This window comes from Bradyrhizobium sp. USDA 4506 (genome assembly GCF_054058795.1).
Genome location: NZ_JBSSBM010000002.1, coordinates 7713298 through 7726181 on the forward strand (window position 1 = coordinate 7713298; position 12884 = coordinate 7726181).

The window sequence follows — 12884 nt, forward strand, 5'->3', positions numbered from 1 at the left end:
TTTCCAGAGTCTGGTTTTCATGACCTATCCCGGCGAACAATATTATCCCAACGGCGTGCAGTGGAGCGACGAGATCACGCGCGGCACGCTGCCGGACCTGCTCTCGAGCGCCGCGGCGGAGTTCGGCGCGCGCCCGGTGCTCGAATTCCGCGACCGGCCGATCAGCTACGCCGAGCTGGAAGCCCTGGTCGAGACCGCCGCTGCGGCCTTCATGCGGGCCGGCTACGGCAAGGGCGCCTCGGTCGCGCTGTTCCTCGGCAATTCGCCTGACCATCCGATCAATTTCTTCGGCGCGCTCAAGGCCGGCGCCCGCGTCGTGCATCTGTCGCCGCTCGACGGCGAGATCGCGCTGTCGCACAAGCTGTCCGATTCAGGCGCGCGGGTGCTGGTCACCAGCAATTTGTCGGCGCTGTTGCCGACCGCGCTGAAATTCCTCGCCAAGGGTCTGCTCGACCGTCTGATCGTCTGCGAGGACGACAATTGGGGCAAGGTCGGCACGCCGCAAACCGCGCTGCCCGACAATCCCGCGATCATCACCCACCGCCAGTTCATCGACGGCGCGACCAGGCCGTCGCAATGGCCGGCGGTCGACGTCGAGGACGTCGCGCTGCTGCAATATACCGGCGGCACCACGGGCCTGCCCAAGGGCGCAATGCTCAGCCACGGCAATCTCACCGCGGCGGTGTCGATCTACGACGTCTGGGGCAAGCCCGGGCGGCTCGAACGCAATGCGATCGAGCGCGTGATCTGCGTACTGCCGCTGTTTCACATCTACGCACTGACCGTCGTGCTGCTGTCGGCGATCCGGCGCGGCCATCTGATCTCGCTGCACCAGCGCTTCGACGTCGAGGCCGTGATGCGCGACATCGAGGTCAAGCGCGCGACGGTGTTTCCTGGCGTGCCGACGATGTGGATCGCGATCGCCTCGCTGCCCGATCTCGACAAGCGCGATCTCTCTTCGCTGGTGGTCGCCGGCTCCGGCGGCGCGCCGCTGCCGGTCGAGGTCGCGAAGATCTTCGAGCGCCGCGTCGGCATGAAGCTGAAGAGCGGCTGGGGCATGACCGAGACCTGCTCGCCCGGCACCGGCCATCCCAAGGAGGGACCGGAGAAGCCGGGCTCGATCGGGCTGATGCTGCCCGGCATCGAGATGGACGTGGTGTCGCTGGAGGATTCCACCAGGGTGATGCCGGTCGGCGAGGTCGGTGAAATCCGTATCCGCGGCCCGAACGTCACCAAGGGCTACTGGAACAGGCCGGCGGAGACCGCCGAGGCCTTCGTCGGCGACCGCTTCCTCACCGGCGACATCGGCTACATGGACGCCGACGGCTATTTCTATCTGGTGGACCGCAAGAAGGACATGATCATCTCCGGCGGCTTCAACGTCTATCCGCAGATGATCGAGCAGGCGATCTACACCCATCCCGCCGTGCAGGAGGTGATCGTGATCGGCATTCCCGACGATTACCGCGGCGAGGCGGCAAAGGCCTTCATCAAGCTGCGCGACGGGCAGCCGGCGTTCTCGATCGACGAGCTGCGCGCGTTCCTCACCGGCAAGGTGGGCAAGCATGAATTGCCGGCGGCCGTCGAGTTCGTCGACGAACTGCCGCGCACCCCGGTTGGAAAGTTGTCGCGTCACGAATTGCGCCAGCAGCAGCCCAAGACATCTCAATCCACGCAACAACAGACCGCATCAGGATTCCGCCCATGACCGACGCCGTTATCGTCTCCACCGCCCGCACACCGATCGGCAAGGCCTATCGCGGCGCGCTCAACGTCACCGAGGGCGCGACCCTGCTCGGGCACGCGATCGGCGAAGCGGTGGCGCGCGCCAAGGTCGATCCGAAGGAGATCGAGGACGTGGTGATGGGCGCGGCGATGCAGCAGGGCGCGACCGGCGGCAACATTGCGCGCAAGGCGCTGCTCCGTGCCGGGCTGCCGGTGACGGTCGCCGGCACCACGATCGACCGTCAGTGCGCCTCCGGCCTGCAGGCGATTGCGCTCGCCGCGCGCTCGGTGATCTTCGACGGCGTCGAGATTGCGGTCGGCGGCGGCGGCGAGTCGATCTCGCTGGTGCAGAACGACAAGATGAATTCCTTCCATGCCCAGGATCCGGCGCTGCTCAAGATCAAGGGCGAGGTCTACATGCCCATGATCGACACCGCCGAGATCGTCGCCAAGCGCTACAACATCTCGCGCGAGAAGCAGGACGAGTATGGGCTCGAAAGCCAGCGCCGCACCGCGGCCGCGCAGCAGGGCGGCAAGTTCAAGGAAGAGCTCGCGCCGATCACCACCATGATGGCGGTCACCGACAAGGCGACCGGTGCCGTCACGATGAAGGAGGTGACGCTGTCGCAGGACGAAGGTCCGCGGCCGGAGACCACGGCCGAAGGGCTTGCCAGCCTCAAGCCGGTGCGCGGAGAGGGCTTCACCATCACCGCCGGCAATGCCAGCCAGCTCTCGGACGGCGCCAGCGCCTCCGTGATCATGAGCGACAAGGAGGCCGCCAGGCGCGGGCTGAAGCCGCTCGGCATCTTCCGCGGCTTCGTCTCCGCCGGCTGCGAGCCGGACGAGATGGGCATCGGTCCGGTTTTCGCGGTGCCGCGGCTGCTGAAGCGCCACGGCCTCAAGGTCGACGACATCGATCTCTGGGAGCTCAACGAGGCCTTTGCGGTGCAGGTGCTCTATTGCCGCGACAAGCTCGGCATCGATCCGGAGAAGATCAACGTCAATGGCGGCGCGATTTCGGTCGGCCATCCCTATGGCATGTCGGGTGCGCGGCTCACCGGCCACGCGCTGATCGAGGGCCGCCGCCGCAAGGCCAAATACGCCGTCGTCACCATGTGCGTCGGTGGCGGCATGGGCGCGGCGGGTTTGTTCGAGGTGTTGCAGTAATTCGCCGTCGTCCTGGCGAAAGCCAGGACCCATACCCCGCGGCCGGGGTAAGGGGCACGGACGGTAGTCGCCTTCGCAAGACAACGAAGGCCGGTGGTAATGGGTCCTGGCTTTCGCCAGGACGACGATGGAACAAGACGTTAGGTTTCGCTCAAAAGGAGGATCCGATGGATCTCGCTTTCACCAAGGAAGAGATAGCGTTTCGCGAGGAGGTGCGGGAGTTCTTCAAGAACAACGTGCCGCCGGAGACCCGGCGCAAGCTGCAGGAAGGCCGCCATCTGTCGAAGGACGAGATGGTCACCTGGTGGCGCATCCTCAACAAGAAGGGCTGGGGCGTCACCCACTGGCCGAAGGAATATGGCGGCACCGGCTGGAGCACCGTGCAGCACTACATCTTCAACGAAGAGCTGCAGTCCTATCCGGCGCCGCAGCCGCTCGCCTTCGGCGTCAGCATGGTCGGCCCGGTGATCTACACCTTCGGCAACGAGAAGCAGAAGAAGGAATACCTGCCGCGCATCGCCAATGTCGACGACTGGTGGTGCCAGGGCTTCTCGGAGCCGGGCTCGGGTTCGGACCTCGCGTCGCTGAAGACCAAGGCCGAGCGCCGTGGCGACAAGTGGATCATCAACGGCCAGAAGACCTGGACCACGCTCGCCCAGCACGCCGACATGATCTTCTGCCTCTGCCGCACCGATCCGGCCGCGAAGAAGCAGATGGGCATCTCCTTCATCGTGTTCAACATGAAGTCGAAGGGCGTCACCGTGCGCCCGATCCAGACCATCGACGGCGGCCACGAGGTCAACGAGGTGTTCTTCGACGACGTCGAGGTGCCCTACGAGAACCTGATCGGCGAAGAGAACAAGGGCTGGGATTACGCAAAATTCCTGCTCGGCAATGAGCGCACCGGCATCGCCCGGGTCGGCGTGTCGAAGGAGCGGCTGCGCCGCATCCGCGCGCTGGCCTCCAAGGTCGAGGCCGGCGGCCGCCCGGTGATCGAGGATCCGGCGTTCCGCGAGAAGCTCACGGCCTGCGAGATCGAGCTGAAGGCGCTCGAGCTGACCCAGCTCCGCGTCGTCGCCGACGAGGGCAAGCACGGCAAGGGCAAGCCCAATCCGGCCTCCTCGGTGCTCAAGATCAAGGGCTCGGAGATCCAGCAGACCACGACCGAGCTGTTGATGGAGATCATCGGTCCGTTCGCCGCGCCCTATGACGAGCACGGCGATGCCGGTTCCAACGAGAGCATGGATTGGACCGCGCAGATCGCGCCGAGCTACTTCAACAACCGCAAGGTTTCGATCTACGGCGGCTCCAACGAGATCCAGCGCAACATCATCAGCAAGGCGGTGCTGGGGCTTTGATCCTCTCCCTCTCCCCGCTCTTCGCGGGGAGAGGGTTGGGGTGAGGGGCATCTCTCCGAGCAACGACTGCCGAGAGACCTGTACCCCCTCACCCGGATCGCTTCGCGATCCGACCTCTCCCCGCAAGCGGGGCGAGGTGAAGAGGCCCCGGCTTGAACAACGATCAGTTAGTTAAGGGAACGAACATGGATTTTGATCTGTCCGAGGAGCAGCGGCTTCTCAAGGAAAGCGTCGACGGGTTGCTGGCGGATGCCTACGACTTCGATGCGCGCAAGAAGTACATGAAGGAGAAGGGCGGCTGGAGCAAAGCCGTCTGGGGCAAGCTCGCCGAGCAGGGCCTGCTTGGTCTGCCCTTCGCGGAGACCGACGGCGGCTTCGGCGCCGGCGCGGTCGAGACCATGATCGTGATGGAAGCGCTCGGCAAGGCGCTGGTGGTCGAGCCTTATCTCGCCACCGTCGTGGTCGCCGGCGGTTTTCTGCGCCATGGCGGCTCGGCCGAGCAGAAGGCCAAGCACATTCCCGGCATCATCGACGGCAGCAAGACCTTCGGCTTTGCCCAGCTCGAGAAGAACTCGCGCTACGACCTGTTTGATGTCGTGACCACGGCGAAGAAGAAAGGCGACGGCTGGGTGATCGACGGCGAGAAGTTCGTCGTGCTCAACGGCGAGAACGCCCAGACCTTGATCGTGACCGCGCGCACCAAGGGCGGCCAGCGCGACAAGACCGGCATCGGCGTGTTCCTGGTTCCGGCGGATGCCAAGGGCGTCACCAGGAAGGGCTATCCGACCCAGGACGGCCTGCACGCCGCCGACGTCACCTTCACCAATGTCGAGGTCGGTGCTGACGCCGCGATCGGCGATCCCGGGAACGGCCTGCCTCTGATCGAACGCGTCGCCGACGAAGCCCGCATTGCGCTGTGCGCGGAAGCGGTCGGCGCGATGGACGAGTCGCTGAAGGAGACGGTCGAGTACATCAAGACCCGCAAGCAGTTCGGCGTTGCGATCGGCTCGTTCCAGAGCCTGCAGCACCGCGCCGCCGACATGTTCGTGGCGCTTGAGCAGGCCCGCAGCATGTCGATGTTCGCCACCATGGCGTCTGACTTCGACGATGCCAAGGAGCGTGCGTCGGCGGTTGCCGCCGCCAAGGTGCAGGTCGGCAAGTCCCTGAAGTTCGTCGGCCAGCAGTCGATCCAGCTCCATGGCGGCATCGGCATGACCATGGAAGCCAAGATCGGCCACTACTTCAAGCGGCTGACCATGATCGAGAACACGCTCGGCGACACCGACTACCACCTCCGTCGCGTCAGCGAGGGCGGCGGGTTGTTGGCCTGAGCCATCTCCGTCATTCCGGGGCTCGCGAAGCGAGAACCCGGAATCTGGCGCCGTAACCTCTGGATTCCGGGTTCGCGACTGCGTCGCGCCCCGGAATGACGTGCAAATAACAGGGAAACAACAACAATGAAAAACACCCCGTTCGATCTCACCGGCCAGGTCGCGGTCATCACCGGCTCGAGCCGCGGCATCGGCCGCGCATCGGCGGAGCTTTTGGCAAAACTCGGCGCCAAGGTCGTGATCTCCTCGCGCAAGGCGGATGCTTGCCAGGAAGTCGCCGACGGCATCAAGAAGGCGGGCGGCGATGCGCTCGTCATCCCCTGCAACATCGCGCGCCGCAACGAGGTCGAGGCGCTGGTCTCGGGGACGATCAAGCATTACGGCAAGATCGACATCCTGGTCTGCAACGCCGCGGTGAATCCCTATTACGGCCCGCTGCTCGACATCACCGACGAGGCGTTCGACAAGATCATGGGCTCGAACGTCAAGAGCAATATCTGGCTGTCCGCGCTGGCGATCCCGCAGATGGCCGAGCGCGGCAAGGGTTCGGTCGTGATCATCTCCTCGATCGGCGGCCTGCGCGGCTCGACCGTGATCGGCGCCTACGGCATCTCCAAGGCGGCCGACTTCGCACTGTGCCGCAGCCTCGCCGGCGAGTGGGGCCCGAAGGGCGTGCGCGTCAATTGCGTGGCGCCGGGCCTGGTGAAGACCGATTTCGCCCGCGCGCTGTGGGAGGACCCGGACAATCTGAAGCGCCGCACCGCATCGACGCCGCTCCGCCGCATCGGCGAGCCCGACGAGATCGCAGGCGCTGTGGCCTATCTCGCTTCCGACGCGTCGACCTTCATGACCGGCCAGACCATCGTGGTCGACGGCGGCGTCACGACGGCTGCGACTTAATCTTCAAGAGAAGCCGTCGTGGCCGGGCAAGCCCGGCCACGACGCGTTGCTTCAGACTTGCTCCAGCGCCCGCTCGAAATCCTCGATCAGATCGTCGGGATGCTCGAGCCCGGCCGAGAAGCGAACGAAACCTTCGCTGATGCCGAGCTCGGCGCGGGCCTCCGGCGCCAGGCGCTGATGCGTCGTGGTCGCGGGATGCGTGACCAGGCTCTTGGCATCGCCGAGATTGTTGGAGATGCGCGAGATCTTCAGCGCGTTGAGGCAGCGGAAGGCACCGGCCTTGCCGTCCTTCACCTCGAAGCCGACCAGCGTCGAGCCGGCGCCCATCTGCTTCTTCACCGTCTCGGCCTGCGGATGATCGGGGCGGCCCGGATAAACCAGCCGCGTGATCTTCGGATGCCTGGCCAGCGCCTCGGCGATCTTCGCCGCGTTCTCGGTCTGGGCGCGGACGCGGACGCCGAGCGTCTCCAGCCCCTTCAGCAGCACCCAGGCGTTGAACGGCGACAGCGACGGCCCGGTCTGGCGCATGAAATTGTGGATGTGCTCGGCGATGAAGGCCTCCGACGACAGGATGACGCCGCCGAGGCAGCGGCCCTGGCCGTCGATATGCTTGGTTGCGGAATAGACCACGACGTCGGCGCCGAGCGACAGCGGGCTCTGCCAGATCGGCGTCGCAAACACGTTGTCGACGATCAGCCGGGCGCCGCCGCTATGCGCGATCTCTGCGATCGCGCCGATGTCGAGCACGTCGAGCGTCGGATTGGTCGGGCTCTCCAGGAAGAAGGTCTTGGTGTTCGGCCGCAACGCGCGCTGCCACTGGTCGAGGTCGAGGCCGTCGACCAGCGTCGTCTCGATGCCGTAGCGCGGCAACAGGTCCTGCACCACGTAGAGGCAGGAGCCGAACAGGGCCTTCGAGGCCACCACATGATCGCCGGCCTTCAGCGGGGCGAGGATCGCGGTGGTCACCGCGGCCATGCCGGTCGCGGTCGAGCGCGCGGCTTCCGCGCCCTCGAGCTCGATCATGCGGCGCTCGAACATCGCAATGGTCGGGTTGGAATAGCGCGAATAGATGAAGCCGGGGTCCTGGCCCTTGAAGCGCGCCTCGCATTGCTCGGCGGTGTCGTAGACGTAGCCCTGGGTGAGAAACAGCCCTTCCGACGTCTCCCCGAATTGCGAGCGCAGCGTGCCGCCATGGACAAGGCGGGTTTCGGGACGAAAGCGGGCCGTGGTTTCAGATTCAGACATGTGACCTCCGAGGTGGCCATTTCCCCTGGAGAATGGCCACAAAAAAACCGGCCTGGAGCAACCTCCACAAGCCGGGATCACACTGTCCCCGGCCTGTTTAGCGACTTATTTAACGTGGCTGCAAGCCGGCCGGCTCAAATCACCACGGGATAAGTGCAGCTGATATTCCCTCGCGCCCTTTCCGTCAAGACGGTCATCGGATAACCCGTAAAAGCCCATATTTTGGGGCTTGATGGCCGCCTGGAGTATGATTTTTGGGCCATCTCGAGGGATCGCCGAGGGACCGCATCGTGTCGTTCACGCTGGAAGATGAATCCAACGGAATCCTGCCCGACCGCATGATCGCGGAGATGGCGGAGGCCGGCCTCATTCTGCCCGCCTATGACTTCGTCGAGAGCCAGATCCAGCCGGCCAGCCTCGATCTGCGCCTTGGCGACATCGCCTACCGGGTCCGCGCCAGCTTCCTGCCGGGACCCGATGCCACTGTCGCCGAGCGGATCGACGAGCTGAAGCTGCACGAGATCGATCTGTCCGACGGCGCGGTGCTGGAGACCAACTGCGTCTACATCGTGCCGCTGCTGGAGAGCCTGGCGCTGCCGCCGGAGATCGTGGCCGCGGCCAACCCGAAGAGCTCGACCGGACGGCTCGACGTCTTCACCCGCGTGATCGCCGACGGTACCCGCCGCTTCGACATGATCGGCGCCGGCTATCACGGCCCGCTCTACGCCGAGATCAGCCCGAAGACGTTTCCCGTGCTGCTGCGCGAGGGTTCGCGGCTCAGCCAGGTCCGCTTCCGGATCGGCGAGGCGACGCTGACCGCCGACGAGCTCGATGCGCTGCATGCCGCCGAGCGGCTGGTCGATATCGACGATGCCGATCTCTCCGATGGCGTTGCGCTTTCCGTCGATCTTTCCGGCGAGAGCTCGGGCGGCTTCGTCGGCTATCGCGCCAAGCGCCATACCGGCGTGGTCGATGTCGATCGCCGCGGCGGCTATGCCGTCGACGACTTCTGGGAGCCGATCAAGGCCCGGCCCGACGGCAGTCTCATTCTCGATCCCGGCGAGTTCTACATCCTGGCGTCGAAAGAGGCGGTGCAGGTGCCGCCGGACTACGCCGCGGAGATGGTGCCGTTCGATCCGCTGGTCGGCGAATTCCGCGTCCATTATGCCGGCTTCTTCGATCCTGGTTTCGGCTATGCCGGCGCCGGCGGCAAGGGCGCGCGCGCCGTGCTGGAGGTGCGCTCGCGCGAAGTGCCGTTCATCCTCGAGCATGGCCAGATCGTCGGCCGCCTCGTCTATGAACGGATGCTCGAGCGCCCCGATGCTCTCTATGGCCAGCGCATCGGCTCGAACTATCAGGCGCAGGGCCTGAAGCTTTCCAAGCATTTTCGCGTGTAATTCCGTTTCGCGCGCTTAATTCCGTAACCCGGATGAAGCGCTAGCGAAATCCGGGACGCTGCATACGCGCAATGAGCTGCCCCGGATTGCGCTTCGCTCCATCCGGGCTACGATTGCGCGCGCGAGGCTTTATCTCGCCAACAAGAACAGCGGGAGCAGACATGACCGGAGAGCAGGACGCGCGCGAAACGCAGTGGCGGAAGTGGCGCAGCGTCGCCGATCTCTATCACGCCTTCTTCACCGGCCTGATCCTCACCGTCGTCACGCGGCGCGGCACGGCCGATGCCGCCGAGTTCGTCTTCCGTGTGTTTCGCCGCCAGCAGCAGGAACGCTTTCTCCCCGGCTTGAAGAAGCTCGGCCTCGACGGCCTGCCGCCGGCGGTCGCGGCCGCGCAATATCATTACCTCTCCAACTGGATCGGCGGCGTGCATGTCGAATACATGTATGAGACCGACCGCAAGGCCTGGATCCGCTATCCGCCGCCGCGCTGGATCTGGAAGGGCACGGCGATCTGCGGCGTGCCCGGCGAGGTCTCGCGCGCGATGCTGCGCGGCTGGCACGCCAACAACGGTGTCGCGCTCGGGGACTTGCGGCTCGGCTTCGTCTGCACCAAGCAGAGTGTCGACGGCCAGGACGGCCTCGAAGGCTATTACTGCGAGTACGATCATCCGCTCGAGCTCGACCAGCGCCTGGTGTTCGCGCGCCATCTCGAGGCGCCGCCATTCGATCCGAACACCGCGCCGGCGCTGCCGGTCGACAGCTGGCCGAAGCCGCGGCTGGAAAAGGCCTATCGCAACTACGCGATGGAATATGTGAAGACGGCCGCGCCGGTCATCGTGCAGGTGTTCGGCCCGGAGGATGCGAGCTATCTGCTGCATCTCACCGGCAGACTGATCGGCATGCAGTATTACGACGAGGTCGCGCAGGCGCTCGGCGGCCGCCGTGGCCGTGCCACGGAATTTGCCGCATTCCTGCGCACTCTCTTCGAGTCGCAGGACGATATCGCTGACGTCAGCGAATCCGAGGGCCAGTTCGAATTCCGCCAGCAGGGCTGGAAGCTGATGGCCGATGTCGCCGACTATCATCCGGCCTGCGCCAGCGTGCTGACCGGCCTGTTCGAAGGGCTGGCCGCCGGCTGCGGGCGGCATATTCCGGTGCATCTGAAGCCGAACAGCACCGCCGGCGCGCCGTTCGTCTGGTCGATCGGCTAGCGCCAAGGTTCATCCGGGTTCACCTGCAATCGCGCAGGCCCCCCTTGCGCCCCGCGCACGTGGAATCCGCTGCTGCCATGGTAGGGAAACACCATGGCGCGGCTCCCCAGATCGCGCGTGGGAGTAGAAATGTCCGATCTCGGCCTCGCCGAAATACCTGTCGACGAACAAGAGCGGCCGCTGCCGCCGCCGGTGACCAAGCCGGCGCGCAATGCGCTGCTCGACGGGCCGATCCTGCGCACGCTTCTGTGGCTCGCGTGGCCGAACGTGATCGCGCTCTCGGCCGGCACCTGCGTGGTGATCGCGGAGACCTCCTATATCGGCCGGCTCGGCGTCGAGTCGCTCGCGGCGATGGCGTTGGTGTTTCCCTGCGTGATCCTGACCATGACGATGTCCGGCGGCGCGATGGGCGGCGGCGTCGCATCCGCGATCGCGCGTGCGCTCGGCGCCGGCGAGATCGAGCGCGCCTCGACGCTGGCGATGCATGCGCTGCTGATCGGCCTGACCTTTGGTTTGACGTTCATGCTGGGCATGCTGATCTTCGGCCCGCGCCTGCTCGAACTGCTCGGCGGCCGGGGCAATGTGCTGGCGCAGGCGATCGCCTATTCGCAGGTGTTCTTCGGCGGCGCGATCCTGCCCTGGCTGATGAACACCATGGCCGGCATCCTGCGCGGCACCGGCAACATGAAGCTGCCGTCGACCATGATCCTGTCCTCGGCGGTGTGGCAGATCATTCTCGGCGGCACGCTCGGCCTCGGCCTCGGGCCGGTGCCGCAATTCGGGATGCGCGGCGTCGCGGCGGGTTCGCTGATCGCCTATTCGATCAGCATCAGCGTGATGGGCTGGTATCTGTTCTCGGGCCGCGCCCGCGTGAAGCCGAAGCTCAAGGGACTGCGCGTGCAATGGGCGATGTTCATCGACATCCTCAAGGTCGGCGCGGTCTCCTGCTTCTCGCCGCTGCAATCGGTTCTGACGATCTCGATCTTCACCCACATGCTGGCGCAGTTCGGCACCGCGGTGCTCGCCGGCTACGGCATCGGCGCGCGGCTCGAATTCATGCTGACCTCGGTCGCCTTCGCGGTCGGCATCGCCTCGGTGCCGATGATCGGCATGGCGGTCGGCGCCGAGCGCGTCGCGCGGGCCCGGCGCATCGCCTGGACCGCGGGCACGTTGTCGTTCCTTGCGGTCGGCGTGGTCGGCAGCTTCATCGCCGTCTTCCCCGACCTCTGGGTCAATCTGTTCACCAACGATCCACATGTGCGGGCGACCAGCCATCAATATCTCTCGACCGCCGCGCCGATGTACGCCTTCATCGGCCTTGCGATGTCGATGTATTTCTCCTCGCAGGGTGCCGCGAAGGTGCTGGGTCCGGTGCTGGCGCAGACCGCGCGGCTGATCTTCATCGGTGCCGGCGGCTGGTGGCTGTCGACGCATGAGGCGAGCGCGCAGAACTTCTTCGCACTCGCCGCCGCCTCGATGGGCGTGCTCGGCGTGCTGTCCTGCCTCAGCGTGATCCTGACGCGCTGGGGCAAGTCGGCACCGGTCGCCGAGGCGCAGCCGGCGCTGTCGTAGATATTAAACCCGTCATCCTGAGAGTCTGACTCATAAATCACCCAACCTTAGCTGCAGCCGCGAGTCTGCGGGTCAGGAGCCTGATGTGTGCAATCAGCAGCCAGGCAGCTTCGGTTGCCACCGTCGCCTCGAAGTCCTTGGCGAGGCGGCGGCATCTGCCGAACCAAGCGAATGTGCGTTCAACCACCCACCGCCTCGGCAGAAGCTGGAAGCCTTTGACGCCTTGGGGCCGCTCGACGATCTCGACAGTCCATGGACCGCAGTCTGAGAGCGCGTCGAGGAGTTGATTTCCGCGGTAGATCCGGTCGGCAAAGACGTGGCGCAGCCGGGGGAAGTTCATCCGCACGTTCTTCAGCAGCGGTACGGCGCCATGGCAGTCCTGAACGTTGGCCGGATGAACATGAACCCCGAGGAGGAGGCCATTGGTATCCGTCACGATATGCCGCTTGCGGCCGTAGATGCGCTTGCCTGCATCGTAGCCGCGCGGTCCGCCAGCTTGCGTGGTCGGCGCACTTTGACTGTCGATCACGGCTGCCGTCGGCTTCGGTGTCCGTCCAAGCTTTTTTCGCGCCCGTCGGACAAGCACGCTGACAATCCTCTGCCACCGGCCTGTATCCCGCCATCTATAAAAATAGCCCTGCACCGTCGAATAGGGCGGGAACTCCTGCGGCAACGCCCGCCACTGGCAGCCGGTCGAAACGATATAGAGGATCGCTTCGATCACACGACGCAGCTCCGTCTTACGCGGCCGGCCGCGCCGGTTCGCTCGCGGCAACAGGCGTCTGATCAGCGCCCACTCCGCATCGGTCATATCGCTTGCATAACGCAGATCGTCCCGCCGATATTGCTCCCGAGTGATCTTGGTCCAGGGCATCGTGCTCTCCCTCGAATCTTTGCAAATCCGATGGAATCACACCCCACTGAGATCACTCACCCATTTTTCAGTCAGGCTCTGAGGAGGCCGCAACGCGGCGTCTC

General features: G+C 65.3%; 10 protein-coding genes and 1 riboswitch. Of the genes, 8 read left to right on the plus strand and 2 right to left on the minus strand.

All coding sequences use genetic code 11. From position 1 onward, the window contains the following. Positions 1-19 precede the first annotated feature (19 nt). The 5 genes from pimA to ACVIHF_RS38390 all read left to right on the plus strand — a co-directional run bounded on the left by pimA (position 20) and on the right by ACVIHF_RS38390 (position 6481). Positions 20-1708, plus strand: a complete 1689-nt coding sequence (pimA, locus tag ACVIHF_RS38370) for a dicarboxylate--CoA ligase PimA (protein ID WP_456793542.1) — start codon at positions 20-22, stop codon at positions 1706-1708. Continuing rightward, positions 1705-2892, plus strand: a complete 1188-nt coding sequence (locus ACVIHF_RS38375) for an acetyl-CoA C-acyltransferase (RefSeq protein WP_456793543.1) — start codon at positions 1705-1707, stop codon at positions 2890-2892. The genes pimA and ACVIHF_RS38375 overlap by 4 nt, the downstream gene beginning before the upstream one ends. A 167-nt stretch (positions 2893-3059) precedes the next feature. Further along, positions 3060-4250, plus strand: a complete 1191-nt coding sequence (pimC, locus tag ACVIHF_RS38380; protein WP_310880862.1) for a pimeloyl-CoA dehydrogenase large subunit — start codon at positions 3060-3062, stop codon at positions 4248-4250. A gap of 185 nt (positions 4251-4435) precedes the next feature. After that, the gene (gene pimD / locus ACVIHF_RS38385) at positions 4436-5581 is read left to right on the plus strand and encodes a pimeloyl-CoA dehydrogenase small subunit (RefSeq protein ID WP_456793544.1); all 1146 of its coding nucleotides are present in this window, start codon (positions 4436-4438) and stop codon (positions 5579-5581) included. 126 nt (positions 5582-5707) lie between these two features. Then, a complete protein-coding gene (locus tag ACVIHF_RS38390; RefSeq protein ID WP_028338111.1) occupies positions 5708-6481 on the plus strand; it encodes an SDR family NAD(P)-dependent oxidoreductase in 774 nt (257 codons plus the stop codon). Between the two features lie 51 nt (positions 6482-6532). Here the strand turns inward: ACVIHF_RS38390 and ACVIHF_RS38395 are convergent, their stop codons facing one another. After that, positions 6533-7726, minus strand: coding sequence for an O-succinylhomoserine sulfhydrylase (locus ACVIHF_RS38395; RefSeq protein ID WP_456793545.1), 1194 nt, complete (start codon positions 7724-7726; stop codon positions 6533-6535). 76 nt (positions 7727-7802) lie between these two features. Further along, a riboswitch (SAM riboswitch) is annotated at positions 7803-7882 on the minus strand. A 134-nt stretch (positions 7883-8016) separates the two neighbouring features. Between ACVIHF_RS38395 and ACVIHF_RS38400 the strand changes: the two genes are divergently transcribed. The 3 genes from ACVIHF_RS38400 to ACVIHF_RS38410 all read left to right on the plus strand — a co-directional run bounded on the left by ACVIHF_RS38400 (position 8017) and on the right by ACVIHF_RS38410 (position 11906). Further along, a complete protein-coding gene (locus ACVIHF_RS38400) occupies positions 8017-9123 on the plus strand; it encodes a 2'-deoxycytidine 5'-triphosphate deaminase (RefSeq protein WP_028339061.1) in 1107 nt (368 codons plus the stop codon). 161 nt (positions 9124-9284) lie between these two features. Next, positions 9285-10334, plus strand: coding sequence for a hypothetical protein (locus ACVIHF_RS38405; protein ID WP_456793546.1), 1050 nt, complete (start codon positions 9285-9287; stop codon positions 10332-10334). Between the two features lie 129 nt (positions 10335-10463). After that, a complete protein-coding gene (locus ACVIHF_RS38410) occupies positions 10464-11906 on the plus strand; it encodes an MATE family efflux transporter (RefSeq protein WP_456793547.1) in 1443 nt (480 codons plus the stop codon). 37 nt (positions 11907-11943) lie between these two features. On the opposite strand, the gene ACVIHF_RS38415 is transcribed toward ACVIHF_RS38410, so the two are convergent. Continuing rightward, entirely contained in the window at positions 11944-12780 is an 837-nt protein-coding gene (locus tag ACVIHF_RS38415; protein ID WP_225164260.1) for an IS5 family transposase, read from the minus strand. Between the last annotated feature and the right edge of the window lie 104 nt (positions 12781-12884).